Annotated in this window: 28 protein-coding genes; 12 read left to right on the plus strand and 16 right to left on the minus strand. The window is 63.0% G+C overall.

What is annotated here, in order from left to right; translation table 11 throughout:
- Positions 1–4 precede the first annotated feature (4 nt).
- From LB519_RS29410 to LB519_RS29420, 3 genes are all read right to left on the minus strand, one after another.
- Positions 5–613, minus strand: a complete 609-nt coding sequence (locus LB519_RS29410) for a glutathione S-transferase family protein (RefSeq protein WP_013530087.1) — start codon at positions 611–613, stop codon at positions 5–7.
- Positions 614–725: 112 nt separating this feature from the next.
- Positions 726–1574, minus strand: coding sequence for an EAL domain-containing protein (locus LB519_RS29415; RefSeq protein ID WP_064994528.1), 849 nt, complete (start codon positions 1572–1574; stop codon positions 726–728).
- Complete coding sequence (locus LB519_RS29420) at positions 1571–2464, minus strand: EAL domain-containing protein (RefSeq protein ID WP_064994527.1); 894 nt, start codon at positions 2462–2464, stop codon at positions 1571–1573. Before LB519_RS29420 ends, LB519_RS29415 begins: the two co-directional genes overlap by 4 nt.
- Before the next feature lie 207 nt (positions 2465–2671).
- Here LB519_RS29420 and LB519_RS29425 point away from each other — a divergent pair, with 207 nt between their 5' ends.
- Positions 2672–3874 carry a pyridoxal phosphate-dependent aminotransferase gene (locus LB519_RS29425; RefSeq protein WP_224621796.1) on the plus strand — a complete coding sequence of 401 codons (1203 nt, stop codon included), beginning with the start codon at positions 2672–2674 and terminating at the stop codon, positions 3872–3874.
- A 60-nt stretch (positions 3875–3934) separates the two neighbouring features.
- On the opposite strand, the gene LB519_RS29430 is transcribed toward LB519_RS29425, so the two are convergent.
- A complete protein-coding gene (locus LB519_RS29430; RefSeq protein WP_224621798.1) occupies positions 3935–5452 on the minus strand; it encodes an MFS transporter in 1518 nt (505 codons plus the stop codon).
- Between the two features lie 178 nt (positions 5453–5630).
- On the minus strand, positions 5631–6026 hold the full coding sequence (locus LB519_RS29435; protein ID WP_024504148.1) for a cupin domain-containing protein: 396 nt from the start codon (positions 6024–6026) through the stop codon (positions 5631–5633).
- A 310-nt stretch (positions 6027–6336) separates the two neighbouring features.
- Here LB519_RS29435 and LB519_RS29440 point away from each other — a divergent pair, with 310 nt between their 5' ends.
- Positions 6337–8388, plus strand: a complete 2052-nt coding sequence (locus tag LB519_RS29440) for an elongation factor G (RefSeq protein ID WP_013530081.1) — start codon at positions 6337–6339, stop codon at positions 8386–8388.
- A gap of 722 nt (positions 8389–9110) precedes the next feature.
- Positions 9111–9608 carry a methyltransferase family protein gene (locus tag LB519_RS29445; protein ID WP_027162108.1) on the plus strand — a complete coding sequence of 166 codons (498 nt, stop codon included), beginning with the start codon at positions 9111–9113 and terminating at the stop codon, positions 9606–9608.
- Positions 9609–9674: 66 nt separating this feature from the next.
- Here LB519_RS29445 and LB519_RS29450 read toward each other — a convergent pair whose 3' ends face one another.
- Positions 9675–10571 carry a LysR family transcriptional regulator gene (locus LB519_RS29450; protein WP_013530079.1) on the minus strand — a complete coding sequence of 299 codons (897 nt, stop codon included), beginning with the start codon at positions 10569–10571 and terminating at the stop codon, positions 9675–9677.
- Positions 10572–10650: 79 nt separating this feature from the next.
- Positions 10651–11625, minus strand: coding sequence for a thioredoxin-disulfide reductase (gene trxB, locus LB519_RS29455; protein WP_013530078.1), 975 nt, complete (start codon positions 11623–11625; stop codon positions 10651–10653).
- 249 nt (positions 11626–11874) lie between these two features.
- On the opposite strand from trxB, the gene LB519_RS29460 reads away from it, so the two are divergent.
- Entirely contained in the window at positions 11875–12354 is a 480-nt protein-coding gene (locus LB519_RS29460; protein WP_224621799.1) for an Lrp/AsnC family transcriptional regulator, read from the plus strand.
- 253 nt (positions 12355–12607) lie between these two features.
- Positions 12608–13402, plus strand: a complete 795-nt coding sequence (locus tag LB519_RS29465) for a glycosyltransferase family 2 protein (RefSeq protein ID WP_224621801.1) — start codon at positions 12608–12610, stop codon at positions 13400–13402.
- A 4-nt stretch (positions 13403–13406) separates the two neighbouring features.
- Here LB519_RS29465 and LB519_RS29470 read toward each other — a convergent pair whose 3' ends face one another.
- The 6 genes from LB519_RS29470 to LB519_RS29495 all read right to left on the minus strand — a co-directional run bounded on the left by LB519_RS29470 (position 13407) and on the right by LB519_RS29495 (position 17584).
- Complete coding sequence (locus LB519_RS29470) at positions 13407–14066, minus strand: HAD family hydrolase (protein WP_224621802.1); 660 nt, start codon at positions 14064–14066, stop codon at positions 13407–13409.
- Complete coding sequence (locus LB519_RS29475; protein ID WP_024504153.1) at positions 14059–14631, minus strand: SIS domain-containing protein; 573 nt, start codon at positions 14629–14631, stop codon at positions 14059–14061. The genes LB519_RS29470 and LB519_RS29475 overlap by 8 nt, the downstream gene beginning before the upstream one ends.
- Before the next feature lie 7 nt (positions 14632–14638).
- The gene (gene rfaE1 / locus LB519_RS29480; protein WP_224621803.1) at positions 14639–16132 is read right to left on the minus strand and encodes a D-glycero-beta-D-manno-heptose-7-phosphate kinase; all 1494 of its coding nucleotides are present in this window, start codon (positions 16130–16132) and stop codon (positions 14639–14641) included.
- A gap of 140 nt (positions 16133–16272) precedes the next feature.
- Entirely contained in the window at positions 16273–16905 is a 633-nt protein-coding gene (locus LB519_RS29485) for a LysE family translocator (RefSeq protein ID WP_024504155.1), read from the minus strand.
- Between the two features lie 36 nt (positions 16906–16941).
- Positions 16942–17355 (minus strand): hypothetical protein, encoded by a 414-nt coding sequence (locus tag LB519_RS29490; protein ID WP_224621805.1) that lies wholly within the window; start codon positions 17353–17355, stop codon positions 16942–16944.
- Positions 17348–17584 carry a type II toxin-antitoxin system Phd/YefM family antitoxin gene (locus tag LB519_RS29495; protein ID WP_024504156.1) on the minus strand — a complete coding sequence of 79 codons (237 nt, stop codon included), beginning with the start codon at positions 17582–17584 and terminating at the stop codon, positions 17348–17350. The genes LB519_RS29490 and LB519_RS29495 overlap by 8 nt, the downstream gene beginning before the upstream one ends.
- 149 nt (positions 17585–17733) lie before the next feature.
- Here LB519_RS29495 and rfaD point away from each other — a divergent pair, with 149 nt between their 5' ends.
- The 3 genes from rfaD to waaC are packed head-to-tail and all read left to right on the plus strand — an operon-like array spanning position 17734 to position 20641.
- Positions 17734–18690, plus strand: coding sequence for an ADP-glyceromanno-heptose 6-epimerase (gene rfaD, locus LB519_RS29500; protein WP_224621807.1), 957 nt, complete (start codon positions 17734–17736; stop codon positions 18688–18690).
- On the plus strand, positions 18663–19670 hold the full coding sequence (gene waaF, locus LB519_RS29505) for a lipopolysaccharide heptosyltransferase II (protein WP_224621808.1): 1008 nt from the start codon (positions 18663–18665) through the stop codon (positions 19668–19670). The genes rfaD and waaF overlap by 28 nt, the downstream gene beginning before the upstream one ends.
- Positions 19667–20641 (plus strand): lipopolysaccharide heptosyltransferase I, encoded by a 975-nt coding sequence (gene waaC, locus LB519_RS29510; RefSeq protein ID WP_224621810.1) that lies wholly within the window; start codon positions 19667–19669, stop codon positions 20639–20641. The genes waaF and waaC overlap by 4 nt, the downstream gene beginning before the upstream one ends.
- Before the next feature lie 239 nt (positions 20642–20880).
- Here waaC and greA read toward each other — a convergent pair whose 3' ends face one another.
- Positions 20881–21354, minus strand: coding sequence for a transcription elongation factor GreA (greA, locus tag LB519_RS29515; protein ID WP_013530066.1), 474 nt, complete (start codon positions 21352–21354; stop codon positions 20881–20883).
- Positions 21355–21625: 271 nt separating this feature from the next.
- The gene (locus tag LB519_RS29520; RefSeq protein WP_013530065.1) at positions 21626–22165 is read right to left on the minus strand and encodes a tetratricopeptide repeat protein; all 540 of its coding nucleotides are present in this window, start codon (positions 22163–22165) and stop codon (positions 21626–21628) included.
- A 143-nt stretch (positions 22166–22308) separates the two neighbouring features.
- Between LB519_RS29520 and LB519_RS29525 the strand changes: the two genes are divergently transcribed.
- The 4 genes from LB519_RS29525 to LB519_RS29540 all read left to right on the plus strand — a co-directional run bounded on the left by LB519_RS29525 (position 22309) and on the right by LB519_RS29540 (position 25705).
- Positions 22309–22734 carry a DUF3775 domain-containing protein gene (locus tag LB519_RS29525; RefSeq protein WP_013530064.1) on the plus strand — a complete coding sequence of 142 codons (426 nt, stop codon included), beginning with the start codon at positions 22309–22311 and terminating at the stop codon, positions 22732–22734.
- 132 nt (positions 22735–22866) lie between these two features.
- On the plus strand, positions 22867–24000 hold the full coding sequence (locus LB519_RS29530) for an extensin family protein (RefSeq protein WP_224621819.1): 1134 nt from the start codon (positions 22867–22869) through the stop codon (positions 23998–24000).
- Between the two features lie 116 nt (positions 24001–24116).
- The gene (locus LB519_RS29535; RefSeq protein WP_027162117.1) at positions 24117–24923 is read left to right on the plus strand and encodes an extensin family protein; all 807 of its coding nucleotides are present in this window, start codon (positions 24117–24119) and stop codon (positions 24921–24923) included.
- Between the two features lie 74 nt (positions 24924–24997).
- Positions 24998–25705, plus strand: coding sequence for an LssY C-terminal domain-containing protein (locus tag LB519_RS29540; RefSeq protein WP_063172909.1), 708 nt, complete (start codon positions 24998–25000; stop codon positions 25703–25705).
- Positions 25706–25716: 11 nt separating this feature from the next.
- Here LB519_RS29540 and LB519_RS29545 read toward each other — a convergent pair whose 3' ends face one another.
- Positions 25717–26739 carry a zinc-dependent alcohol dehydrogenase family protein gene (locus tag LB519_RS29545; protein WP_127367787.1) on the minus strand — a complete coding sequence of 341 codons (1023 nt, stop codon included), beginning with the start codon at positions 26737–26739 and terminating at the stop codon, positions 25717–25719.
- Positions 26740–26820: the final 81 nt, after the last annotated feature.

A 26820-nucleotide genomic window follows, 5' to 3' on the forward strand; every position in this document is an offset into this window, starting at 1 on the left:
AAGGCTACCCCACCCACTCGATCGGCACATGCCCCGGATCCGCTTCCACGCGGCCAAGCCATGCCGACACCGCCGGATAGGCGTCGAGCTGGAAACCGCCCTGCTCCGCCGTATGCGTATAGGCATAGAGCGCGATGTCGGCGACGCTGAGCGCGCTGCCGGCGAAGAAGGCATTGTTTTCCAGATGCCTGTTCATCACGCCGAGCGCCTTGTTGCCGCGCTCCAGCGTCACCGCCAGCCGCTCCGGGGTCGCATCCCCAGCACGTTCGGGAAAGGTCAGCAGCGCCTTGCGCACGGCGATGTAGGGCTCGTGGCTGTATTGTTCGAAGAACAGCCATTGATACGCGAGCCCACGCTCATACCTGTCCGCCGGCAGGAAGCGTGTGCCTTCGGCGAGATAGAGCAGGATGGCGTTGGATTCGGCCAGCCGCCGGCCATCGTCGAACTCGAGCAGCGGCACCATGGCGTTCGGGTTCTTGGCGACAAAGTCGGCTTTGCGTGTGTCGCCTGTGTGCGAACTCACCTCGACGTTGGTGAAGGCCAGGCCAAGCTTCGCCATCAGCAGGCGCGGCTTGTAACAATTGCCGCTGTCGATCATGCCGTAAAGTATCATGGCTGTTCCCCCGAGCACTGTCTCCGCGCGATTATCGCAGCGGCGGCGGACTCAACCAATGATTTGTTTTGTCGCGACGATCAGCGCCGCTGATGTGTGAATAGTGGCGCCCCTAGCCGAACAGCGGGACGACATTGCCGCCGGTACCCAGCAGCGTGTCGATGTTCAGTGGCTCTTCCTCGAAAACGGTCCCCGCCAAGGCTGGGCGGGCGAGGAGAAAACCCTGCAGCAGGTCGACGCCGCCTTCGAGCGCGACGCGCAGATGGGTGGGCTGCTCGATGCCTTCGACCAGCACCTTGGCGCCGCGGTCATGCAAGCTGGAAACCAGCGGGCGGAAGAACCGTTCAGCGGCAGCGTGGCGACAGAACTCCGCGAACCAGGTGCCGTCGATCTTGACGATGTCGGGCTTGAGCAGGCTCACCCGCTCCTCGGTCGAGTGCCCGGTGCCGAAATCATCGATGGCGATGCGGATGCCGTCGCGCCGCATTTCGCGCACCAGCCGCGCGAGAAGCGCGTCGTCCGCCGCCTGTTCGGTGATTTCGCAGACCAGCATGGCCGGCGCCAGGCCGAACTCGCCGAGATGCCTGGTCATCAGGCGAATCTCGGCCAGTGCCCGCCCGGCATGGTCGTTGATCAACGGATTGTAGTTGAAGAACAGGTCGAGCCCGTCGACGCCGATATTGCGAAAATTCCTGAGATGCAGCGCCCGGCACGTGGTTTCCACAAACAGCCGGTCCGAGACGGCAACGCTTTCGAAGAACATCTTTGGCGCGCCGGGGCGGCCCGCACGGTGCGGCTCGATCAGGGCTTCGGCCGCGACCGCGTGAAGGAACCGGCCGCGCGGCGCGAAAATCGGCTGATAGGCGCTGCGCAGCCGGAACTCGCCATACATGCCGTATTCGATGCCGACTTCGTCGACCCGGATCGCATCGCCGACATTGCGCCGCCGATCACCTCTCATGTCGCCACGCGGCGCCCAAAGGCCTTGACCGGCCGCGCCGAAGGCGTTGCCACGGCAGCAGCCGACGTGTCGACGGCGGCAGCGACAGGCGCCTGCCCGGCCTTGTCGAAGACGCCAAAGCTGGTCGGCGCCAATTCGGGTCGCGCCAGCACGAAACCCTGCACCATCGACGCACCCGATTTCTCGGCGAGCTCCAGTTGCCAGCCCTCCTCGATGCCTTCGAACACCGTATGGATGCCTTGCTCCTCGAAGTTCTTCACCATGGTGGTCAGCAACGCGAAGCCGGCGCCGGACTCCATCAGCTGCGTGATCCAGTAGGCATCGAACTTGACGATATCCGGCCTCAACTCCTTGACCCGGTTGATGTCGGAATCGTCGGCGCCATAATCGTCGACGGCGATGCGGAAACCGTTGGCTCTCAGTGCCGCGACGAAACCGTGCAAGGCTTCCTGCGACGCCGATCGCTGCTCGGTCACCTCGCAGACGACGCGGCGCGGGTCGATGCCGGCCTCGTGCAGCACGAGCCGCATTTCGCGCAAGGCAGCGTCGGCAACAGTGCGTTCGGTGAACACCGACGGGTCGAAATTAACAAAGATCGACGCTTCCCGCGGCAGGCAGGCACCGGCGTTGAGAAGATGCAGCGTCCTGGTCAGCGCCTCGATATGCAGCCGGTCGGCGGCCGGACAGGTCGAGAAGAAATTCATCGGCGATTGTGGCTCGCCGTCGCGGAACGGTCGGATCAGCCCTTCGAACGCGACCACCGACAGCTTGCCTTCCTTGAAGGCGAAGATCGGCTGGAAAGCGCTTTGCAACGTGTAGATGCCCCAGACACCGGTGGAGGTGCCGTCGTCCTGACGGATGATGTGGGCAAGCCCGACGCTGCGCGACACGGTTCCTCGCTCCGCAATTGGTCTGCGATCCTGCCACTCAAGCCTCTACCGCTCGTTAATGAATTTATTGTTGCCGACCCCGGGTCCGATCACAGCTCCTTGAGACCTGGATCAGCCGACAATGCTTGCGTTGCGCGAAATCATGCGACATGAGAAGCGCCGCGGTCGCTCCTGGCCGCGCCGATCTTCCATGGAGACGTCAAGCTCATGGCCTTTCTTGCCGACACCCTTTCGCGCGTGAAGCCTTCCGCCACCATCGCGGTCACGCAGAAAGCGCGCGAGCTGAAAAATGCCGGCCGTGACATTATTGGCCTCGGCGCCGGCGAGCCGGATTTCGACACGCCCGACAACATCAAGAATGCGGCAATCGAGGCGATCCGCCGCGGCGAAACCAAGTATCCGCCGGTTTCGGGCATCGTGCCGCTGCGCGAGGCGATCGCAAAAAAGTTTAAGCGCGAGAACAATCTCGACTACAAGCCCGAGCAGACCATCGTCGGTACGGGCGGCAAGCAGATCCTGTTCAATGCCTTCATGGCGACGCTGAACCCCGGCGACGAGGTCATCATTCCTCGCCCCTACTGGGTCAGCTACCCCGAGATGGTGGCGATCTGCGGCGGCACCTCCGTGTTTGCCGACACCTCGATCGACAACGGCTTCAAACTGACCGCTTCCGTGCTGGAAAAGGCGATCACGCCGAAGACCAAATGGCTGCTGATGAACTCGCCGTCGAACCCGTCGGGTGCCGCCTATACCGAGGCCGAACTGCGCGCTCTGGCCGACGTGCTGTTGAAGCATCCGCATGTCTGGACGCTGACCGACGACATGTACGAGCACCTGACCTATGGCGATTTCGTCTTCAAGACCATCGCCGAGGTCGAGCCTAAGCTCTACGAGCGCACGCTGACCATGAACGGCGTGTCGAAAGCCTATGCAATGACCGGCTGGCGCATCGGTTATGCGGCGGGCCCGGTCCAACTGATCAAAGCGATGGACATGATCCAGGGTCAGCAGACATCGGGCGCCTGCACCATCGCGCAATGGGCATCCGTCGAGGCGCTGAATGGCCCGCAGGATTTCATCGCCAAAAACAAGGCGATCTTTCAAGGCCGTCGCGACCTCGTCGTCTCGATGCTCAACCAGGCGCGCGGCATCACCTGTCCGTCGCCGGAAGGGGCCTTCTATGTCTATCCCTCCTGCGCCCAGTTGATCGGCAAGCAGACCAAGGCCGGCAAGCCGATCGACACCGACGAAACCTTCTGCTCGGAATTGCTCGAAGCCGAGGGCGTCGCGGTGGTGTTCGGCTCGGCCTTCGGCCTCGGCCCCAACTTCCGCATCTCCTACGCCACCTCGGAGACGCTTCTGGAGGAAGCCTGCACGCGCATCCAGCGCTTTACGGCTTCGCTGACCTGAGCGGCGCACTTTGAACGCAGAACCCGGCTTCACTGCCGGGTTTTCAATGGGCCGTCAGCCTCACGCCTCGTGCTTGGTCTCTTTGGCCGAGCGCGCTTCGGCCGGCGCCAGCACGGCAACCAGCAGTGCGGCGGTGAGGAACGCGCCGATCGCTGCCGCCAGCATGGCGGCATGGAAGCCGCCGGCATAGGCGGCAGCATAGAGTTCATGCACGCCGCTTACGCCCATCGCCGCATCGGTTGCGAAATCATGCCGCGAAATTGCAGCACGGGCGACCGCTTCCGCGTTGGCGACACCGGCATCGCCGAGATACCCGGTCAAAAGGTTGGTTGCCCGCATGCTCATCAAGGCGCCGAGCAAGGCGATGCCGATGGCAAGACCGCTCTGGCGGGTGGCATTGATGACCGCCGACACCATGCCCGAGCGTTCGCGCGGCGCATAGGACATGGCGGCAGCGCTGCCGGTCGGGATTGCAAGCGCATTGCCGAGGCCGCCGATGGCGAACAGAAGGCACAGCATCGCGTAGGACGTCGAAGGACCGGCCCAGCACATGCCGAGCATGGACAGGCCGATAGCAACATAGCCGATGGTCATCAGCGCGGAGTGACCATAGCGCGCGCTCAGCCTGCCGATCCACGGCGACACCACGATCTGGACGATGAAGGTCGGCGCCATGCGCAGGCCGGTCTGCGTCGGCGACCAGCCCTGCACCTGCTGCAGGAACATCGAGAAGAAGAAGACGCTGGAATAGGAGGTGAAGCCGAGCGCGAACGAAGCGACATTGGCGACGGCAAAGCGGACGTCACGGAACAGGCCAAGCGGCAGCATCGGCCGTGCCGTGCGCGCCTCGAAGCCGAGGAAAGCAGCCAGGCCGACGACACCTGCGATGAGCGCCGTGACCGTCCTTGGCTCGCCCCAACCATTCTCGCCGGCCGAGATCAGGCCAAAGGTCAGCGCCCCCAGCCACAGGATGCTGAGAGCCAGGCCGACGAGATCGAGATGGGCATGTTCGGGATGCGCCGTCTCGTTGATCGAAGCAGCACCGAGCGCGATCGTGATCAGACCAAGCGGCAGGTTGATCAGGAAGATGCTTTGCCAGCCGACGGTCTCGACCAGGATGCCACCGAGGACGGGACCAACGAGCAGAGAGGTGGCGGCGAACGACGCCCAGCCGCCAATGACGCCGGCGCGCTGGCGCGCATCGGGAAAGGCTTGCGTCAGGATCGACAGCGCGCCTGGAATGAGCAGCGAGCCGGCGATGCCCTGTACGACCCGGCCGGCCAGCAGCACCGGCAAATTGGGCGCGACGGCGCAGATCAGCGAGCCGGCCACGAAGATGCCGACGCCGGCCAGCCATGAGCGCTTGCGGCCATAGCGGTCGCCGATCAGGCCGGACGACAGCATGAAGGCCGACAGGCACAGCGTGTAGGCGTCGACCACCCATTGCAGGCCGCCGAAATCGGTTTGCAACGCCTGCTGGATGGTCGGCAGCGCGACATTGACGATGCTGACGTCGAGCAGAGCCACGAACGAACCAAGATAGACAGCGGCGACCAGGGGCAAACGGTGCTTTGACATGGCTAGTCCGGACGTGAGTTTCGCAAATTACTGACCGACGGTCAGTTGAACGGGCGGCATGGCGCTGTCGATCCGGCGATTGAGTATGGCCTGCGCGATGGTACGGGACTCGCCGCGAGTCGCCCTCTTCTAATAATATCGCGGCTGAATAGAAGCCGGGTTCCTGCGGACTGAGCATTCAGCCGTCATATTGTTCCGATGTCACCGCTTCCAGCCAGTCGGCATGGACATCGTCGAGCGCCTCCTGCATGGCGATATGCGTCATCGCCGATTTCGGCGCCGCGCCATGCCAGTGTTTTTCGCCAGGCGCGAACGAGATGACGTCGCCCGCCCTGATCTGCTGGATCGGGCCGCCCCACGTCTGGGCAAGCCCGGCGCCCACCGTCACGTAGAGCGTCTGGCCAAGCGGATGCGTATGCCAGTGGGTGCGCGCGCCCGGCTCGAAGCTGACCAGCGTGGCTCGTAGCCGCGCCGGCGCCTCTTTCTCGATGATCGGCGTCTGCAGCACCCGGCCGGTGAAGTATTTTTCCGGCGCGATGACGGTCGGCACGCTGCCGCAGGCAATGATCTTCATGGGTCGATGGTCCTTCAAAACAGCGGGCGACGGGTCGCCTGCTTCAGTTTCCGCCGATATCGGCCGACGTGCAACAGCTTCCGGCTGCCAGCCCCCTATATGGCCAGCACGGGTCCACGGCCGAGCAAAGGATTTCTATTTTCCTTGCCCTGCCGGCAAACAAGTGGGACGATAGCTTTGGGCAGGTGGACTTGAAAAGAACCCCGCCCGCGACGGTCGAACAGGCCGGCCGCCGCTCAGGACCGGTTGACCACGCCTGAACCATGCATGCCAGTCGGTCCTGCGGGAAACGCCTGAGTGGAGGTCAGTCATGGGTACTCGCGCCGGAGGACGACGCACGGGACCGAAATGCATTGCCATAGTCGGTCCCTTCGCAAGCGGTAAGACGACACTTCTCGAAGCCATATTGGCCCGTACGGGCTCAATTCCCCGACAAAATCCCGTTTCATCAGGCAACACCGTTTCAGATCATTCGCCCGAGGCGCGCGCCCACGCCATGAGCGTCGAGGCGACGATCGCCACCACCGAATTCATGGGCGAGCAGATCACCTTCGTCGACTGTCCCGGCTCCATCGAATTCTCTTTCGAAGCCGAACCGGTGCTGGCCGCCTGCGACCTCGCGGTAGTCGTGGCCGAGGCCGATGAAAAGAAGATCCCTGCCCTGCAACTGATCATGCGCAAGCTCGACGATCTTGGCGTGCCGCGCATCCTGTTTCTCAACAAGGTCGACAAGGCAATCACCGGCGTGCGAGACACGCTGAAGATGCTGCAGCCGGCCAGTGCCGTGCCATTGCTGCTGCGCCAGATTCCGCTGCGCAAGGACGGCGTCGTCATTGGTTCGATCGACCTGGCGCTGGAGCGCGCCTACATCTATCGCGAATATGCCGAAAGCGAGGTGGCGCAGATTCCCGGCGACGAGAAGGCGCGCGAGCTCGAAGCGCGTTTCTCGATGCTGGAGACGCTGGCCGACCATGATGACCAGTTGATGGAACAGCTGCTCGAGGAGATCGAACCGCCAAAGGACGCGATCTTCGACGATCTCGCCGCCGACCTGCGCGACGGCGCGGTGACCCCGGTGCTGATCGGCACCGCCGAGAAAGGCAACGGCGTGCTGCGTCTCCTGAAGGCGATCCGCCACGACGCGCCCGACATCGAGGCGACCCGCAAGCGGCTCGGTGCACCCGACGGCGCGGCTACCCTGGTCCAGGTGATGAAGACCATCCACACCTCGCATGGCGGCAAGCTGTCGGTGTCGCGCATCCTCTCCGGCCAGGTCGTCGACGGTTCCGAACTCTGGCTGCCCGGCGGCGACACGGCCAAGGTTTCCGGCATCTACCGGATGCTCGGCAAGGACCAGTCCAAGCTCTCCATCGCCAAGGCCGGCGATACGGTCGCGCTGGGCAAGCTGGACGAGGTCAAGACCGGCCAGACGTTGAGTTCGGCCAAGGGCGGCATCAAGCCGCTCGTCCAGTTCGAGCCGCCGCAGCCGGTCTTCGCCTTCGCGCTCCGCCCCAAGGAGCGCAAGGACGAAGTGAAGATGTCGGCTGCCATCCAGCGGCTGGCCGAGGAGGACCCCTCGCTCAGCCTGCGCCACAACCAGGACTCGGCTGAAACCGTGCTGTCGGGCCATGGCGAGATGCATCTGCGCGTGGTGCGCGAGCGGCTGGAAGGCAAGAACCAGATACCGGTCGAAGGCCATCCGCCGGCGGTGCCCTATCGCGAGACGATCCGCAAATCGGCGCAACAGCGCGGCCGTCACAAGAAACAGTCCGGCGGACATGGCCAGTTCGGTGACGTGGTGATCGAGATCAAGCCGCTGCCGCGCGGCTCCGGCTTCCAGTTCACCGACACCATCACCGGCGGCGTCGTGCCCAAGACCTACATCCAGTCGGTCGAGACCGGGGTGCGCGACTATCTGAAATCCGGGCCGCTGGGCTTTCCGGTCGTGGATGTCGCAGTCAACCTGTCGGACGGCTCCTACCATGCGGTCGATTCCTCCGACATGGCCTTCCAGATGGCGGCCAGGCTGGCAATGAAGGAAGGCATGGCCGCGTGCTTGCCGGTGCTCCTGGAGCCTGTGATGAAGGTCGAGATCGTCACACCCTCCGACGCCACCTCGAAGATCATCGCTCTCATCCCGCAACGGCGCGGCCAGATACTCGGCTACGACGCGCGGCCTGGCTGGCCAGGATGGGATGTCGTCGAGGCAACCATGCCGCAAGCCGAGATCGGCGACCTGATCATCGAGCTGCGCTCGGCGACCGCGGGCGTCGCCAGCTACCGTGCCGTCTTCGACCACATGGCCGAACTCACCGGCCGTCTGGCCGACGAGGCGATGAACACCAACGGCAAGGCTGCCTGATGGCGTGGCGTTCCTCTCGAACCTGATTCGAGGGGGACAAAAGAAAACGACGTCCGGCGGGGACCGGACGTCGTTTTGTTCGCGGACCGTTTCCTTGGGAGGTAAAACGGCAGGTCCGCCGCATTTGGTGCCGCCGAGTTCGGCGGAAAAAACGGTTCGGACGCGGTAGCCGCCTGAGCCCGGGCCGTACGAGTGATGCCCCCATCTCCCGTCCGAACCACACCGCGTCCTATGATCCACATAGCAGGTCGCGGGCGTCCGGGCTATGTTACCAGAGGTTACATGTCACCGTTACGTGGCAATTGTGATGGAATTTTTTGCCGGCCCAGCAGAGCACAGGCAACAAAAAAGCCGGATCAATGAAGATCCGGCTGAGTTTGATTGGAGTGCCTGTTAAGGCTAACCTCCAGAGGGGAACACTCGAGGGCGCTAATGGGAGGAGAACGCGCCCAGGAGATGATCTATATATGTGCTCATCATGCTCAAGAAACAAGCATCTATTTTGCAACACACGCATGCAAAAAGACGCAGGCTGTGGTCTAACCCATTCCAGAAGCCAATAGGACCAGCAGAATCGTCGAAATGGGCCGCCGAATCGGGCAATTGCAACTACAGAATCGCCGATCTCGGCTGGCTTTCGGCTCAAAATGCCAAAACCGGGCAATGATGTGGAAGCAGGCAGCAGGCGTGCATTTCTAAGGCAATCGGGGAGGAAGCAGCCAATGCGGACGTTTTCGGCGATCGCCGGCAGTGCGGCCTTCTTCATCGCGGCGCCCTGCGTGGTTGCCGGGCTGGTGCCCTGGCTGTTGACCGATCGCTGGGGCTTGCCGTGGTCTGGTCTGCCGGGCTTTGTCCCTGTCGGCGGGCTTCTGATCGCCGTCGCGATCGCAGCACTGCTGCATGCCTTCGGTCGATTCGCGCTTGAGGGCCTCGGCACGCCCGCTCCGGTCGCGCCAACCGAGAGGCTGGTGATCGGCGGCATCTACCGTCATGTCCGCAACCCGATGTATGTCGCCGTGCTGTCGATCATCCTCGGCCAGGCATTGCTGTTCTCGAGCTGGACGCTGGCCGCTTATGCGGTCATCGGCGCGATCGCCATGGGCTCTTTCGTGCGGTTCTACGAGGAGCCGACTTTGGCTCATCGGTACGGCGCCGAATACGACGCCTACCGCCGCAACGTACCGGGCTGGTTGCCTCGACTGTCGCCCTGGCGGGGGTAGGTGAAACCGGCAGCGCCGTCTCAGGGCATGTTGAGGCTCAGGTCGGGCCAGGCAATCGACATGTCCTTAGAATGACCAGCTTCTCGCCTTGGCGATGATAAAGTCCCGGAACACGTGCAGCTTGGCCTGGTTCTTCATCGCGTCCGGATAAGCAAAATAGGTGTCGAAAGACGGCACCTCGGTCTCCGGCAGCAGCTGCACGAGGTCGGAGTCCTTGCTGATCACATAGTCGGGCAGCATGGCGATACCGGCACCGCCCTGCACCGCCCGCTTGATCGACAATATGTCGTTGATCTGCAGCGTCGGCACCCTTTGCCCGCCTTCGAAATCACCGACCGTTTCCAGCCAGTTCAGCTCCGACAGATGCGACGGCACCGGCACGCCGAAGGTGACGATGCGATGGGCCTTCAGCTCGGCGACGGAAGACGGCCTTCCATGCTTGGCGACATAGGATGGGGCCGCGTAGAGGTGGAAATGCACGGTGAACAGGCGGCGCTGGATCAGGTCCGGCTGCTGCGGCTGGCGCAGCCGAATGGCGCAATCGGCCTGGCGCATGGTGAGATCGAGCTCCTCGTTGGCGAGGATCAACTGCAGGCTGATTTCAGGATAGAGTTCGATGAATTCCTGCACCCGCTCGGTCAGCCAGCCGGCGCCCAGCCCCACCGTCGTCGTTACCCGCAGCACGCCCGACGGGCGATCCTTGGTCTCGGTCAGCCGGGACTTGATGGTCTCCAGCTTCATCAGCACGTCATGCGCCGTGCGAAACAGCATCTCACCCTGCTCGGTCAACACCAGCCCGCGGGCGTGGCGGTTGAACAGCGGCACGCCGACATCATGCTCGAGCGCGCTGACCTGCCGCGAGATCGCCGATTGTGACAGATGCAATGTCTCGGCCGCATGGGTAAACGACCCCGCCTCCGCCGCAGCGTGAAACACGCGTAGCTTGTCCCAGTCCAACGCCATGATTCCCCTCGTTCTGTTTTGGCGTCTGAATGAAAAATCAGGCTTTTACACGGCGTTTCTAAGCCGCTCTCTGAACTCTCTACTCGGCCGCTTCGCGATGCACTTCGATGCCGGCCAGATACTTCTCCGCCTCGAGTGCGGCCATGCAGCCAAGCCCCGCTGCCGTCACCGCCTGGCGGTAGATATCGTCGGTCACATCGCCGGCCGCGAACACGCCCGGCACATCGGTGCGGGTCGAATCCGGCGCCGTCCACAGATAGCCGTTCGGCTTCTGCTTGAGCTTGCCGGCGAACAGTTCAACCGCCGGCGCATGGCCGATGGCCACGAACACACCGTCGATCTTGAGGTGCGACACCTCGCCGGTCACCGCATGCTTGAGCTTCAGTCCTTCGACCGAGGGCGGCAGCGGCGTCTTGCCGGGCCGACCGGTGATCTCGTCGACGATCGTGTCCCAGATGACGCGGACATTGTCCTTCTTCAGAAGCCGCTCGCGCAGGATACGTTCGGCGCGAAAATCGCTGCGCCTGTGGATGACCGTCACGCTCTTGGCGAGATTGGACAGATAGAGCGCCTCTTCCACCGCCGAATTGCCGCCGCCGATCACCGCGACATCCTTGCCCCGGTAGAAGAAGCCGTCACAGGTGGCGCAGGCCGAGACTCCAAAACCCATAAAGTCCTGCTCGGTCGGGATGCCCAGCCATTTCGCTTGCGCGCCGGTGGCGATGATCAGCGCGTCGGCGGTGTAGGTGGTGCCGGAATCGCCCTTGGCACGGAACGGTCGCACGTTGAGGTCGACCTCGGTGATGATGTCGTTGATGATGTCGGTGCCGACATGCTCGGCCTGTTTCAGCATCTGCTCCATCAGCCACGGACCCTGGATCGGGTCGGCGAAGCCGGGATAGTTCTCGACATCGGTGGTGATCATCAACTGCCCGCCCTGCTGCAGGCCGGCGACCAGCATCGGCTTCAGCATGGCGCGGGCGGCGTAGACCGCCGCCGTATAGCCGGCCGGGCCGGAACCGATGATGAGAACGGGCGCGTGCTTGGTGGTCATCTAAAGCCTCTGCGGAGGGCTGCCGGCAATTGCGGCATGGAAAACTCGATCATTGTCGCGCGTAATGTAAGTGTTGCCCACGACGCCAGCAAGGCAAGTTGGAGTTCGTCCCCGGAAAGCTTTGTCACACCCTGTCGCCCGCGGATCCCGCGAAATATTCCGGGCGAAGGATGGAATGGACAGCGAAGTCGTTTAATTACAAAATCACGCAAGATTCTTGCGTGTTGCCCCTCATGATCGAGAGCCCTCATGCCGCTCAAGGCCGACCTCGACGCCATCGACTGGAAGATCCTGCGCGAATTGCAGGGCGACGGCCGCATGACCAATGTCGAACTGTCGAACCGCGTCGGCATTTCGGCACCGCCATGCCTGCGCCGCGTCAAGCGCCTGGAGGAAGCCGGCATCATCCGTGGCTACCGCGCTCTGCTCAACGCACCAGCGCTCGGCCTTGATGTCGTTGCCTTCTGCCTGGTCGGCCTGCATCATCAAGCCGATGCCGAGCTGCGCACCTTTGCCGAGCGCACCCGCGGCTGGCCGATCGTACGCGACGCCTGGATGGTGTCGGGCGAATCCGATTTCCTGTTGCATTGCGTGGCGAGCGACCTCGGCGCCTTCCAGACCTTCGTCATCGAGGAACTGACCTCGACCCCGAATGTCGACACGGTGCGAACCGCGCTCACCATCCGCCGGGTCAAGGACGAAGGCTTGGTCTCGTTCACACAGCCTTGAGCTGGTTGAACCGCAACCGGCTTTCGCCGATGCGGCTTGAACGCCTCGCCATATCAGCGCCGCTTTAGCGTTCGATAGGCACTTCTGTGAGGCCGGATGTCCTGCCGTAGCCGCCTTGCTGGTTTCCTAGAGCAATTCCAGAAAAAGTGTGTAACGGTTTTCCTGGGAAAAGCGCATAGCGCTTTCGGGATTGCATAATACAGGTGGCGCAGGGCAGCCCAATTCCGAGAACAGTGTGCCGTGGGGTGGGACGATGACTCGATTTTCTAGCCCGGTTTCGGCGCTGGTCATCTGTATGAACGAGGCCGACATGATCGGCGAATGCCTGGAAAGCGTCGACTTCTGCGCCGAGATCATCGTCGTCGATTCAGGCTCGACGGACAGCACTCTGGACGTCGTCAATGGGTTCATCGCCAAGGGCTACCCGATAAGGCTGTTTCACAATGATTGGCCGGGCTTTCCTCGTCAGCGGCAATTCGCGCTCGATCAGGCCACGCAACCGTGGTGCCTTTCGATTGAAGCCGACGAGGCCATCGATGACGTTCTCAGGCAGTCGATCATGAGTGTGACGCAGCTTGGGAATGACGCTTTCGACGGATGGTATATCAGGCGCCGCGACAAGCTGAAGGGTTACGGCTATGCGCACCGCTGGGTGCTTCACAACAGGCTGCTGCGTCTTTTCCGGCGCGACAAGGCGACCATGGACCTCAATCTGCGGGTCCATGAGTCGTTCGAGGTGCCGGGCGAAACCGGCACCATAGAAAATGGCGTGCTGCTGCATCGCCGCGAAATGACTATTGCCGAGGATCTGGCGAGAGCCAACACCTACTCCAGCCTCAAGGTCGCCACGCTGGTCGAACGAGCCAAGAAGCCTGGCCTGATAAGACTGGTGCTGTCGCCGCTTGGCAACTTCCTGAAGTTTTACCTGGCCAAGCGCTACTTCCTGTGCGGCCGGCACGGGTTCGTCTATTCGATGCTGGTGATGGTGTATTCGTTCGCCACCGAGGCCAAGCTCTATGAAGCCTGGCGGGACAACGATCGGGTATAAACCGTTAGGGCGCGCCCGAGGCGGCCCCAAGTGCAGCTATTGCGGCGAGCAGGCCGTCGAAGTCCGCGCGGTCGCACCAAGGCCGAATTGTGAAGCCCCGTCGGACAGCCGCTTGCCCGTCCACCAGCCAGCCCTGCGAGAGGCCGGCGCGTTGTCCCGCCTCCATGTCGGCCTCCTTGTCGCCGACGATCAGCGAACGCCGCAGATCGAGCCCGAAGCGCCTGGCCGCCTCCAGCAGCATGCCCGGATTGGGCTTGCGCATCGGATGATCTGCGGCCGCGAGCGGGCCGGAGCCCGCCTCGTGATAGGCGCAGGCAAGGACCATGTCGACGAACGCATTGTCGGCGCGTAGCAGTTCGAGCACGCGGCCATTGACGGCGGCGAAATCGCTCCAGCCGAAATAGCCGCGCGCGATGCCGGACTGGTTGGTGACGACGATGACGGGAATGCCGGCCCCGTTGGCGGCGGCTATCACCGCGGCTATATCCGCGCGCAGCACCATTTCGCCAGGATCATCCGGATAGCCCGTATCGATATTGATGGTGCCGTCGCGGTCGAGGAACAGCGCCGGAGAGCCGGCGGCGAACACCTTTGAGCCGACCTGCTCGACCCACAGGCCCGGCTCAGCCAGCGGATAGCGGCCAGAGGTCGTGGGATCAGCCATTGCTGAGGCGCGCTTCGACCACCTCGCACAGATGATGATAAAGGCACAGATGCCCCTGCTGGATGATCGGCGTCGAGGTCGACGGAACGTTGAGCAGGATATCGGACAGAGGCTTCAGCTTGCCGCCGGTATCGCCGGTCATGCCGATCACCGTCATGTCCATCCTCCGTGCCTGTTCGGCGGCGGCGAGGATGCTCGGCGAATTGCCGCTGGTCGAGATTGCCAGAAGCACGCCGCCGGCCGCGCCATGTGCCTCGACCTGGCGCGAAAACACCGTGTCGAAGCCATAGTCGTTGCCCCAGGCGGTCAGCACCGCCGCATTGGCCGGCAGCGCGATGACATTGTAGGCCTTGCGCTCCTTGAGAAAGCGGCCGACCAGTTCGCCGGCAATGTGGATGGCGTCGCTGGCCGAGCCGCCATTGCCGGCGATGAGCAAGGCCTTCCCCGACGAAAGCGCCGTCACCACCGCGCTCGCTGCCCGCTCCATCTCACCGGTCAGGTCCCGTTCGACCATGGCTGATATGGCAGCCGCCGAGCGGACAAGGTAATCGTTCAAGTCGGACATGAAACCCTCAGTTTGTGGTGCCGCCGGCGCGTAATTTGCCAATGGTGTTGGTGGTGCTTTTTCCAGCGACGAGATCGACCAGCACGACGCGTCCGCCGGCCTTCTGCACCACATCGGCGCCGACCACGGTATCGAGCGTGTAATCGGCGCCCTTGACCAGTATGTCGGGCAGCAGCGCTTCGATCAGCGCCAGCGGCGTATCTTCCTCGAACACCACGACCGCGTCGACCGAGGCGAGCGCTGCCAGCACGCAGGCGCGGTCGTGCTGGTCGTTGACCGGCCGGCCGGCGCCCTTCAGGCGCCGCACCGAGGCATCGCTGTTGAGGCCGAGCACCAGCCGGTCGCACTGGCTTCGCGCCGCGTGCAGCAAGCTGACATGGCCGGCATGCAGGATGTCGAAGCAACCATTGGTGAAGCCGACGCTCAGGCCCTCTTCCTTCCACGCCGCCACCATGCGGGCGGCCGATGTGGCGTCGAGGATGGCGTCCTTGTGGGCGGTCGGCCCATGTGAACGGAACAGCGCGCCGGTGAGTTCCTCGACCGTCAGCCGCGCTGTGCCGCGTTTTCCCACAACGACGCCACCAGCGGCATTGGCGATCGAAGCGGCCATGACCGTATCGGCGCCTACGGCCAGCGCCAGCGCGAAGCTCGCGATGACCGTATCGCCGGCGCCCGAAACGTCGAACACTTCGCGCGCCTGGGTGGCGATGTGGCGCGCCTCGTCGGGGCCGACCACGCTCATGCCCTTTTCGCTGCGCGTCGCAACGACGAAATCGAAACCATGTGCCGAAATCAGCTGGCGCGCGGCAGCCACGATCTCGTCATCGGCGAACACCGCATGGCCGACGGCCTCGCCGAGTTCCTTGCGGTTGGGGGTGATGGCGGTCGCCCCGGCATAGCGCGCGTAATCGCGGCCCTTCGGGTCGACCAGCACCGGCTTTCCAGCCTCGCGGCAGATGGCGATCAAGTCGCCGGCGACGCCGTCGAGCAGGATGCCCTTGCCGTAATCGGACAGGATGACGATGTCGGCGTGCGCCAGCGCGGCGCGGAAATGCCGGATCAGGCCGGCTCGCTCCGCGGCGCCGAGCGGCTTGATCTCCTCTTCATCGAAACGCAGCACCTGCTGGTTGAGCGCGCTGAAGCGGCTTTTGGATGATGTCATGCGACCACGCTCCTGCGCGAGGCCCGCCGTATCGGCGCCAAGTTCCCGCAGCATCCGCACCAGACTGTCGCCCGCCAGATCGGCGCCGATTACGGAAACGGGGACAGCGGCGGCGCCGAGCGAAACGATGTTGGCCACGACATTGCCGGCGCCCCCCATGGTCGAGGTCTCGCCGCGCCCATGCAGCACCGGGATCGGCGCTTCCGGCGAGATCCGCTCGATGACGCCGTTGACGAAACGATCGCGGATGAAGTCGCCGACCACCAGCACGGTGGCTTGGCCGAACCGCGCAATGGCACGGTGCAATGGTTCTGGAGAAAGCGGATTGTGCTTGATCATGTCACTGGCAACGCGAGGGTGAGGCAAATCTCAATCGTGATGAAAATTGTCAATTTACGGGCCGGATCGTTCATGCCTGCCGATATACCGCAAATCCACGCAGCGCAACGTCAGGACATGACCCGCGACTGTCCGATGCGTCAGCTCTTCTGCAGGGCAACATGGACGCCCAGCCCGACCAGCACCGCCCCTCCCGCCCGCTGCATCAGCCGCTGGGCGCGGCTCGAACGCCGCAGGCGGCCGATCACGGCGCCCGCCAGGAACACGCAGACGATATCGGCCGAGGAGAACATCAGATTGACTATCGTGCCGAGCACGACGAACTGCAGCCAGACCGGAAACGCCGCCGAGGCGTCGATGAATTGCGGCAGGAACGCCATGAAGAAGATCGCTGTCTTCGGATTGAGCACCTCGACGGTGATGCTCTCGAAAAAGGCGCGCCGCGCCGATTTGCGCTCGATCGCGGGCAGCGCCGCATCGCCGTCTGCGCGCTTGCGAAACAGCGAGATGCCAAGCCAGATCAGATAGAGCGCACCGACCAGCTTGACCGCCAGGTAGAGCGTCGGCACGGCATGAAACAGCACCGACAGCCCGGCGGCCGCGGCGAAAACATGCACGTAGCCGCCCAGATGAATGCCCAGCGCCGCCGTCAGGCCGGACCAGCGGCCGCGCGCCATCGTCTGCGCGGCGGCATAGAGCATGGCCGGGCCTGGAATGTAGGCGAAGATCGCCGTGGTGGCGAAAAACGCGATGAGCAGTTCGGTCGATGGCATTTTTGGTCCCTCACGATCGTGCTCTGCCCTGTCGATTCAGTCCGCGCGCGGGATTGCTTTGGACTGACCCGTGCGGACAACCGCAGTAAAAGCGAACATAATTTTCTTGTGAAATGACGGGCTGAACGCGCCAATTCGCGCACCCGGCTCGAAATAGGCCGACGCTTCCAGGATATCATGATTGTACTCGTCGACCATGACCCAAAGGAGCATAGGATCGAGGCCCGCACGGTGGCGTTCAATTTCCGGGATGCTGACGGCAACGCGATCACGGCCCGGCTGTGTGGAAGTGATTGCAAGTATGAAGAGGTTGGTACCCCCGGCCTTCCCAGGAAGGACAGCCACAAAGGCCACAGGCCGTGACTTCCGGCCTTCGGTCTCGCCGTCTCCGTGTTGGCGATGCCAAAGATATGGATATCGCCAGACGTCCGCAGCAGCGGGTTTAATCACGGTCCAATTCCGCGGCGTACTCCTCGAGCATCTCGACATGTTCGGTCGGGGCGTCCTTCGCAGCGTAGACGCGGCGGCTGTCGTTGCCGAAGCGCGCTTCGTAGGCCTCGATGCTCATCAGGACGTATCTCGGCTTGTTGTGGCGAGTGATGGAGACCGGCTGCTGGCTGGCAGCTGCAAGCACATCTCCAAGATTCTGTTTCAGATCGGTCGACGGATAGTTTTTCATGGGATACCCTGTTTTGTCCATAATAGACAAAATGGACAAAACAGACAAGCGCATAAAATGGCAGGACAGGCGCATGCACCTGGCTTTGTCGACAGCCCGGCTAGCCTCCCCTATAAGGACCGGAATCGCAAAGCAACCAGAGGTCCTTCATGATCATCGTCACGGGCGGCGCCGGCATGATCGGCTCCAACATCGTCGCCGCGCTGAATGCCGAAGGGCATGACGACATCCTCGTCGTCGACGACCTTACCGACGGTCACAAGATCGTCAATCTTGCCGATCTCAAGATCGCCGACTATCTCGACAAGGACGATTTCCTGCCCCGCATGGAGGCCGGCTCGCTCGGCCGCATCGAGGCCGTGTTCCACCAGGGCGCCTGCTCGACCACCACCGAGTGGAACGGCAAATTCATGATGGAGGTGAATTACGCCTTCTCGAAACGGTTGCTGCATGCAAGCCAGAGTTTGCGCGTGCCTTTCCTTTATGCCTCCTCGGCTTCCGTCTATGGCGGCGGCTCGGAGTTCCTCGAGGATCCCGCGTTGGAACGGCCGCTCAACGTATACGCCTATTCCAAGAAGCTGTTCGACGACCATGTCAGGCGAACCGTGTTCGCCGGGCAGGCCGACCATTCACAGGTCGTAGGCTTGCGCTACTTCAACGTCTATGGCCCGCGCGAAGCGCACAAGGGCGCCATGGCCTCCGTCGCCTTCCATCTGTTCAACCAGGTCGAGCGAGGCGAGAACCCGAAACTGTTCGGCGCCTATGACGGATTCGGACCCGGCGAACAAAGCCGTGACTTCATCCATGTCGGTGATGTCGCCGACGTCAATCTGTGGCTGTGGAAACGGGGCTCAAGCGGCATCTTCAATTGCGGCACCGGCCGTGCCCAGCCCTTCCGCGCCATCGCCGAAACGGTGATCGACACGTTGGGTAAAGGGGAGATTGAATTCATCCCCTTTCCCGACCATCTCAAGGGCAGCTACCAGAGCTTTACGCAAGCTGATATGTCCCGTTTGCGCGCGGCCGGTTACAATGGCCAATTCCGGACAGTGGAAACCGGTGTCAGAGACTATGTCGAATGGCTGAAAGCCCAACGATCCTCGTGATCGGCCCACGCTGGGTGGGCGACATGGTGATGGCGCAGTGCCTGTTTTCGGCGCTGAAGGAGTTGCATCCCAACGCCGCCATCGATGTGCTGGCGCCGGCCTGGGCAGCACCGCTGGTCAAGCGCATGCCCGAAATCCGCCAGCAGATCGATTTTCCGCTCAAACCCGGCGCGCTCGAATTCACCCATCGCCGCCGCTTCGGCCGCCTGCTGCGCGGCCGCTACGACATGGCCTATATCCTGCCGGGCAGCTGGAAGTCGGCGCTGATTCCGTTCTTTGCCCGCATTCCGCGCCGTGTCGGCAATCTGCGCGAGATGCGCTATGGCTTGTTGACCGACGTCGTGCCATTGCCCGACAGCATCAAACGACGCACCGCGCAGGCCTATTTCGGCCTTGCCCAGGGCGGCAGTTTCCGGGCGCCCCGGCTTAGCGTGGACACGAAAAACCAGGTCGACCTGCTCGGCCGTTTCGGGCTGGCGCCGCAGAAATTCGTGGCCCTGATGCCCGGTGCGGAATTCGGCCCTGCCAAGCGCTGGCCCAGCGAAAGCTATGCCGGGCTTGCCAGCGGTTTCATGGGCAAAGGCTTGAAGGTTGCGCTGTTTGGCTCGAAGAACGACCGCGACGTGACGGCGGAGATCGCAGCCCTGGCCCCCGGCGTCGTCGACCTCGCCGGACAGACGCGGCTGGAGGACGCCATCGACCTGATATCCGCCGCCAGGCTGGCCGTGTCCAACGACAGCGGACTGATGCATGTCGCGGCCGCCGTCGGCACGCCGATCGTCGCCGTCTACGGCTCGACCTCGCCCGAAAACACGCCACCGCTGGCGGAGCGCCGCGAGCTGGTCTGGCTCGGCCTGTCGTGCTCGCCCTGCCACGAGAAGGTCTGTCCGCTCGGCCACCTCAACTGCCTGAAGACGCTGGAAGTCGGCCAGGTCGCGGCAGCGGCGGACCGGCTGCTGGAAATTCCGGCCGCGGCATGAAGGTGCTGATCGTCAAGACGTCGTCGATGGGCGATGTCATCCACACCTTTCCGGCGGTCGAGGATGCCCGTCGCCACCGCCCGGACCTGACCTTCGACTGGTGCGTCGAAGAGGCATTCGCCGGAATCGTCGCGCTTCACCCGGCGATCGACAAGATTCATACGGTGGCGATCCGGCGCTGGCGCAAGGCGCTGCTTGACGGCGCCACCTGGCGCGAGGCGGCCGCCCTGCGCCGCACCTTGCGCAATTGCCGCTACGATCTGGTCATCGACGCGCAAGGCCTGCTGAAATCGGCCCTGGTGGCAAGACAGGCGGGCTCCCCCATTGCCGGCTTCGACCGTTCGAGCGCGCGCGAACCCTCGGCCACGTTGTTCTACGATGCCACGTATGCCGTCCCGCGCGATCTCCACGCCATCGAACGGACGCGGCGGTTGTTTGGCCTGGCGCTCGCCTATCAACCCGATCTTTCGACGCTGGACTCCGGCATCGTGCCGCCCGCCGGCACCCTGGCGGGCATTTCTGGAAAAACCGCCTTCCTGCTGCACGGAACCAGCCGCGAAGACAAGAAATGGCCGGCCGAAGACTGGATCGGAACCGCCCGCCTCCTGATTGAGCGGGGGATGACGCCGGTCACGACCTGGTCGAACGAGCGTGAGAAAACCGTGGCCGAGGCAATCGCAGGCGCCGTGCCGTCAACGATCGTGGTACCGAAATCGCCGCTGTCCGAAATCGCCGCGACTATCGGCGGCTCGACGCTGGTTATCGGCGCCGACACCGGGCTGACCCATCTTGCCAGTGCCTTTGGCCTGCCGACGGTCGCAATTTTCCTGGCAACAGAGCCGGGTCTGACCGGCCCGCGCGGACGCTACGCATCGACACTGCTGGCCTCGCATGGGGGGCGTGTTGTGCCGGTGGAGGTAGTGGCGGAAGCAGAAAAGCTATTGGCACTTAAACTACAAGCGCCGGCATAGGACCTTTCAGAATTCGCTCTGGCGAGTCGAATAGCGTGGTTCTTCGAGAACCGGAGCGGCGCGTACTTAAAGTACGTGAGCACCGGAAGCGCAGAAAACCGCCCGCGCATGACCCCGAAAATCGTAATTGATTTTCGGAAAGGGATCATGCGCTAACTGAAAATCCTACAGCGTCCTTTGCGCGTCCGAGAGGACGCGCGGCGCTGTAGTCGGCCGCCACAGTAGAATTATCAAAGGTCCTAGATGAACTGCACCTGGACGATCTCATACCCCCTGGCGCCGCCAGGCGCGTTGACCTCGATGGCGTCGCCGACTTCCTTGCCGATGAGCGCACGCGCGATCGGCGAGGAGATCGAGATGCGGCCGGACTTCACGTCCGCCTCCTGGTCGCCGACGATCCGGTAGGTCTTCTTTTCCTCGGTGTCCTCGTCGACCAGCACCACGGTGGCGCCGAACTTGATCTTGTCGCCGCTGAGCTTGCTGACGTCGATCACCTCGGCGCGCGCAATATAATCTTCAAGCTCGTTGACGCGGCCCTCGTTGAGGCTCTGCGCCTCTTTGGCGGCATGATATTCGGCATTTTCGGACAGGTCGCCATGCGAGCGCGCTTCGGAGATCGCCTCGATGATGCGCGGCCGCTCTTCCTGCTGGCGCCAGCGCAGTTCTTCCTTCAATGACGCGAACCCCTCGCCTGTCATCGGGACCTTGTTCATGATGCCTGCCTTTCCTGCTGCCACCCCCGCGTATCGGGGAAAGCCTTGTCGATGGGTACAAAAAGAAAACGGGTCCGGCAGCCTCGAGCTTACGGAACCGTTTCACCGCAATTTCCCTGAATATAGCAATGTCAGCGGGTTTTTCACGCCCAAAAATCGGTTTTGCTAAAATCATCCCCGTTTTCATCAGTCGGGGGCGATGAATGAGACGGGGGGCAACAAAAAACGGCCGCGATCGCTCGCGGCCGCTTGGAAGAGCCCTGGGATCTTTTCAGCTTCTCATGAAATGGTCGATCTGCTCGGCCAGCATGCCATATTCACGCGAACCCTTGCCGGTCCGCTTCTCGATTTCCATCAACTGCTGCTGGGCGCCGGCCAGATCGCCGATCTGCAGATGCGCTTCGCCGAGATATTCGCGCACCAGCGTGTAGTTCGGATCGATGCGCAGCGCTTCCTCGTAATAGCCGAGGCCGACGGTGACGCGGCCGGAATGGCGGTGCGAATAGCCGAGATAGTTGAGGATGCGCGGATCCTGCTTGTTGGCGGCGAGGCTGAGCACGGCAATCGCCTCGTCATAGCGCCCGGCCATCGCCAGCGCGTGGCCTGCATCATAGATGCTGTCGTCGTCGAGCATGCCTTCCTGGGGCGCGACGCACTTTTTCTTCTTCTTGTCCCAGACCTGGCCCTTCTTGCACTGGGTGACGGTTTCGTCACCGCCGCTGCCGCCGCTGCCGGCGGCGTACACGGGAACAGCGAGGAACTGCAGCGCGAGAAGCGCGGTCGCAGCCTGGATCAGCATTCTTTTATGCATCGAAACCTCCTGGAGGGGTGAGAATGCAATACTAACGCCGGTCGGCTTGCGTTTCATCCCGGAAAAATGCGGGCGGGAGAACATCAGGTGACGGATGCCACGAATCCGCTATCATCCGGCAAACGACCTGAGGGAGACGGCCCTTGCAGCGGCGGCTTGAAAAGGACTGGGAGCTTTCGATCGGCCCCGACACGGTGCGCCTGTTCATCCTCAAGGCCAAGGCACTGAGTGCGGCCGTCAATGAAGACTATGCCGATGGCGCCGAGCACGAGGTCGAACTCGACGGCGAGTCCCATGTCAACCATCACCATGACGGCCTTGCCGAGGAAAGCTCCGAGAACCTGACCGAAGAAGAGCTGCGCGAGCTGATCAACGACCTCAATGTCGATGAAGCAGCCGAGCTGATCGCGTTGGCCTGGGTCGGTCGCGGCGACTACGACGCCACCGAATGGGCGGACGCGCTGGCCGCCGCGCGCGAACGCGCCAATAAGCGCACCGCGAAATACCTGCTTGGCATGCCGCTGCTCGCCGACTGGCTGGAGGAAGGGCTGGAAGCGATCGGTGCGTAACGGAGCGGTTACCGTTCGTGATGCGGCCAAGGCAACCACCTTGCGTCGGCGCCGTTGAGGGCGATGGGGTCGATCGTCTTTTCCCGAATATGCAGGATTGCGTTGACCGTGGCCGTCACGGCCTTGCTGGTGATGCCGGTCGAGGCGAGACATCGCCATTGGCATCATAAGCCCCCGACGCCGCGGGTCGAGCAGCCGCTGACACCACGAGCCGACCAGCCCCTGAAACCAAGGGGCGGAAAGCGTTTGAAACCACGGCGCCACCGGCAGGTCACGCCAAAGCAGACACAGCAGAAAACGCAGACATCGCTGCCCTCGCCTGCCGATGTTGCCGTGCCCGAACCCGGCACTCCGATAACCCAACCCGGCATTCCGGTGCCCGAACCACGCCCGGCGGACGCACCAAAGGCTGAAGCTGCAAAGACCGAGGAGCAAAAGCGCGTAGGGCCGAAGGCCGCGGAAGCGCCCGACCGTTTCAAGGAAGAAAAATCCCACCAGGAAAAGCAGGCACGTCCCGAGCCATTGGCTCCGGAGCCATCAACCGGGGAAAACGAGCCGGAGCCGCCGGACGTCGCGCCAACGCCGACACGAAAGCCTGACATTGCAGAACCCGAGGCCCAGCCGCCAACCGTCGCCCCGCAGCCACCGCAAAAGCCGGCGGACGCGGACGAGGAGAAGATGCTGCCCGATCCGCGCTCGGCCGACGTGCCAGATGAAAAAATGCCGGCCGAGGAAGTCGCATGCCGCGAACGGCTAAAGACGCTCGGCGTCGAATTCGAAGAGCACAAGGCGGAAAGCCAGCCCGAAATCGGCTGTTCGATTCCCTACCCCATCGTGCTGAAGACCCTTGGAAAGTCGATCGCGATTGCCCCAGGCACCGAGCTCAACTGCAAGATGGCCGAGGCGACGGCGCGTTTTGCCGCCGATGTCATCCAGCCGGCGGCAAAGGCCGAATTCGGTGCGGACCTGAAATCGATCGGCCAGGCATCGGCTTTTGTCTGCCGGCCACGCAACGGCACACGAAAACTGTCGGAACACGCGTTCGGCAACGCGCTCGACATCGCCAGCTTCACGCTGTCGGACGGCAAGAAGATCGAGGTCGGCCCGGCGCCGCCGGAGAAAGACGCCAAATTCCTCAACAATGTTCGCAAGGCCGCCTGCGGACCCTTCAAGACGGTGCTCGGCCCAGGCGCCGACGCCGATCATTCCCTGCATTTCCATCTCGATCTCGAACCGCGCCGTCATGGCGGAACGTTCTGCCAGTGATCATGGCTGATCCAGGCCGCGTGCCGCAATTCGGCCGCAGGCATGAACGCGGACGCTGAGTTTTCCTTTACCCTTGATCGTTAAAATGCCGGATATCCATCAACGGGATTCCGCCAATGGCCGGCAAATTTCGGGCCGTGTTTTTCGCCACCGCGCGCCAGTCAAAATATGCAGCAATGCTGACCGCCGGTCTGGCGCTGGCGGCGCTTTCCGCCTGCAACACCGGCAGTGTGCTGTCGCTGCAGCCGGCCGTCGACGTCGGCGCGCAGACGGCTGCCGTGCCGCAATATGCCGGCATGCAGAAGCTTGTCCCTTCCAATCCGTACATGACGCAGGCCGCTTATCCGCGCATGGACGAGCCGATGTCGCCCGTCGAGCAGATGCCGGCCAGCGAAACCGACTGCCGTCAGCAATTGAAGCGCCTCGATGTCGCCTACACCGATCTGGCGCCGATCCATGAAGGCCAGTGCGGCATCGATTATCCGGTCAAGGTCTCGGCCATCGGCAACATCCAGATGAAACCCGCCGCAACCCTGACCTGCGACATGGCAGCTACCTTTGCCGGCTGGACGAAGAACGAACTCGTTCCCTCCGCCCGCTGGCGTTATTTCTCCGGCGTCAGGACCATACACCAGGGCTCCAGCTATTCCTGCCGCCGGATTGCCGGCGAAGGCGTCCTGTCCGAACACGGCAAGGGCAATGCGCTCGACGTCATGAGCATCGAGCTCAACAATGGCGACGACATCGACGTGCGCAAGCCCGGCCTGTTCGCCTTCCGCACCCGTGGCTTCCTCAACAATGTGCGCGCCGACGGCTGCCAGTACTTCACCACCGTGCTCGGCCCCGGCTACAATTACGACCACCGCAACCATTTTCATTTCGACATCAAGAACCGCAAGAACGGTTATCGCGCCTGCCGTTAGATCGGTGCCGGGTATCCTTTGCCTGAATGCCATGACAACGCCTAATGTGATGCCGGAACATTTGAGCGGCATTCATGAGTCAACGAAGCGTTCGGCGACGCATTATGATCTGGGCGGCGACCTTGTTGGCCGCGTATCTGGCGCTCGCCTATTTCGCCGCACCGGAATTCTGGACGTTTCGCGATCGAGGTTTTCGCACGCATCGGTTCGAGATGCTGACGCACACGCCGCAAGGCATTCCGGGCGACCCGATCAATGTCGGCCTTGTCGGCACGCAGAAGGAGGTGGTCCACGCCTTTGCCGTCGCCGGCTGGGACACCGCCGACGCCGTCACCCTGAAGACCGCGATCGAGATCGGTGAAAGCGTGCTGTTCGACCACCCCTATCCCGATGCGCCGGTCAGCAGGCTGCTGTTCGATGGCCGTGCCCAGGATCTCGCCTTCGAAAAGCCGGAGGGCATCAGCGCCGACCGACGGCATCATGTCCGCTTCTGGCAGACCGATGCAAGCGGCGACGATGGCCGGCCGCTGTGGCTGGGCTCGGCCAGCTTCGATCGCGGCGTCGGCTTCAGCCACGACACCGGCGCCGTCACCCACCATATCGGCCCCGACATCGACGCCGAGCGCGATTTCCTGATGCGCGACCTGGCCACTGCCGGCATGCTGCTCTCGACCAGCGACATATCGGGCGTCGGCGCCACCAAGGCGGGACGCAATGGCGGCGGCGATCCCTATTTTACGGACGGCGAGGCAATTGTCGGCGTGTTGAAGCAGTTGCCATGACATCGCAAAAGTCAGGTCGTGGTGATCACGATCTTGCCGAACGGCCCTTTCTCCAGATGTTGCAAGGCCTGCGGCACCTCATCGAAGCCAAAAACCTTGTCGATGACCGGCTTGATCGCCAGCGCCTCGATCGCCTGATTCATGCGCTCGAAAGCACGGCGATGGCCGATCGACAGGCCCTGCACGGTGATGCGGTTGCGCATGAAGGGCAGGATGGGAAAGCTGAGCTCCATCGCGCCCAGCAGGCCGATGATCGACAGCCGGCCGTCGGCGGCCAGCGCGTTCAGCGATCGCCGTGCATTGTCGCCGCCGACCATTTCCAGCACGTGGTTCACGCCCAGCCCGTTCGTCAGCTCACGCGCGGCATCGTCCCAGGCCGGTTGCGTGCGGTAGTTGATCCCTTGCCAGGCGCCAAGCTTTCTCGCCCGCTCAAGCTTTTCATCACTGCTTGAGGTGACGATGGCGCGCAGGCCGAACGCAGTGGCGAACTGCAGCGCAAACAGCGACACGCCGCCGGTGCCCTGGATCAGAATGGTCTGACCCGGCACCGGTTTGGTCGCCTCGGCCATGGCGAACCAGGCCGTCAGCGCCGCGATCGGCAATGTCGCGGCCTCGATGTCGCCGAGCGACAGCGGCGCCAGCACCGCGGCGTCCTCGCCGAAGATGACATGATCGGAAAGCATACCCGACAGCGACGACCCCAGCGTGTGCTTATGCAGCACCGGCGGTGCGTCGCCATCCGGCCAATCGGCGATCACCTGGCCAAGCACGCGCTGGCCGACCTGAAAGCGGCTGACCGCACTGCCGACGGCCACCACTTCGCCCACCGCGTCGGATGTCGGCACGAAGGGAAAGGCAAGGTCGGGGATCAGCACGCCGTCCACGATCATCTTGTCCTTGTAGTTGAGCGATACGGCCTTGGTCCGCACCAGCAAATCGTGCGGCCCTGGCTCGGGCACCTTGCCTTCCACCTGGCTTAGCCTCGACAGGCCAAAACCGCTCATCTGCCAGGATCTGTTGATTGGGGTGCTCATGTCGTCTCGCGCTCCGTGCATTGATGCCAGGCGGGACATTTATGCCTTTCGACTATAGAAAATAGTGCTTCCGTGCGGTAT

Source organism: Mesorhizobium sp. AD1-1 (assembly GCF_020164655.1).
GTDB lineage: Bacteria > Pseudomonadota > Alphaproteobacteria > Rhizobiales > Rhizobiaceae > Mesorhizobium > Mesorhizobium ciceri.

Bases quoted from the DNA above. Each gene is read 5' to 3' on its own strand.
- LB519_RS29435 (WP_024504148.1), bottom strand. From the start codon at position 6,026: ATGAAGATCATTGCCTGCGGCAGCGTGCCGACCGTCATCGCGCCGGAA.
- trxB (WP_013530078.1), bottom strand. From the start codon at position 11,625: ATGACCACCAAGCACGCGCCCGTTCTCATCATCGGTTCCGGCCCGGCC.
- LB519_RS29545 (WP_127367787.1), bottom strand. From the start codon at position 26,739: ATGAGCACCCCAATCAACAGATCCTGGCAGATGAGCGGTTTTGGCCTG.
- LB519_RS29445 (WP_027162108.1), top strand. From the start codon at position 9,111: ATGCGGACGTTTTCGGCGATCGCCGGCAGTGCGGCCTTCTTCATCGCG.
- LB519_RS29440 (WP_013530081.1), top strand. From the start codon at position 6,337: ATGGGTACTCGCGCCGGAGGACGACGCACGGGACCGAAATGCATTGCC.
- LB519_RS29465 (WP_224621801.1), top strand. From the start codon at position 12,608: ATGACTCGATTTTCTAGCCCGGTTTCGGCGCTGGTCATCTGTATGAAC.
- LB519_RS29530 (WP_224621819.1), top strand. From the start codon at position 22,867: ATGCCGGTCGAGGCGAGACATCGCCATTGGCATCATAAGCCCCCGACG.
- LB519_RS29540 (WP_063172909.1), top strand. From the start codon at position 24,998: ATGAGTCAACGAAGCGTTCGGCGACGCATTATGATCTGGGCGGCGACC.
- LB519_RS29410 (WP_013530087.1), bottom strand. From the start codon at position 613: ATGATACTTTACGGCATGATCGACAGCGGCAATTGTTACAAGCCGCGC.
- LB519_RS29495 (WP_024504156.1), bottom strand. From the start codon at position 17,584: ATGAAAAACTATCCGTCGACCGATCTGAAACAGAATCTTGGAGATGTG.
- rfaE1 (WP_224621803.1), bottom strand. From the start codon at position 16,132: ATGATCAAGCACAATCCGCTTTCTCCAGAACCATTGCACCGTGCCATT.
- LB519_RS29415 (WP_064994528.1), bottom strand. From the start codon at position 1,574: ATGAGAGGTGATCGGCGGCGCAATGTCGGCGATGCGATCCGGGTCGAC.
- LB519_RS29460 (WP_224621799.1), top strand. From the start codon at position 11,875: ATGCCGCTCAAGGCCGACCTCGACGCCATCGACTGGAAGATCCTGCGC.
- LB519_RS29450 (WP_013530079.1), bottom strand. From the start codon at position 10,571: ATGGCGTTGGACTGGGACAAGCTACGCGTGTTTCACGCTGCGGCGGAG.
- LB519_RS29475 (WP_024504153.1), bottom strand. From the start codon at position 14,631: ATGTCCGACTTGAACGATTACCTTGTCCGCTCGGCGGCTGCCATATCA.
- LB519_RS29485 (WP_024504155.1), bottom strand. From the start codon at position 16,905: ATGCCATCGACCGAACTGCTCATCGCGTTTTTCGCCACCACGGCGATC.
- LB519_RS29470 (WP_224621802.1), bottom strand. From the start codon at position 14,066: ATGGCTGATCCCACGACCTCTGGCCGCTATCCGCTGGCTGAGCCGGGC.
- LB519_RS29520 (WP_013530065.1), bottom strand. From the start codon at position 22,165: ATGCATAAAAGAATGCTGATCCAGGCTGCGACCGCGCTTCTCGCGCTG.
- greA (WP_013530066.1), bottom strand. From the start codon at position 21,354: ATGAACAAGGTCCCGATGACAGGCGAGGGGTTCGCGTCATTGAAGGAA.
- waaF (WP_224621808.1), top strand. From the start codon at position 18,663: ATGGCTGAAAGCCCAACGATCCTCGTGATCGGCCCACGCTGGGTGGGC.
- rfaD (WP_224621807.1), top strand. From the start codon at position 17,734: ATGATCATCGTCACGGGCGGCGCCGGCATGATCGGCTCCAACATCGTC.
- LB519_RS29430 (WP_224621798.1), bottom strand. From the start codon at position 5,452: ATGTCAAAGCACCGTTTGCCCCTGGTCGCCGCTGTCTATCTTGGTTCG.
- LB519_RS29425 (WP_224621796.1), top strand. From the start codon at position 2,672: ATGGCCTTTCTTGCCGACACCCTTTCGCGCGTGAAGCCTTCCGCCACC.
- waaC (WP_224621810.1), top strand. From the start codon at position 19,667: ATGAAGGTGCTGATCGTCAAGACGTCGTCGATGGGCGATGTCATCCAC.
- LB519_RS29535 (WP_027162117.1), top strand. From the start codon at position 24,117: ATGGCCGGCAAATTTCGGGCCGTGTTTTTCGCCACCGCGCGCCAGTCA.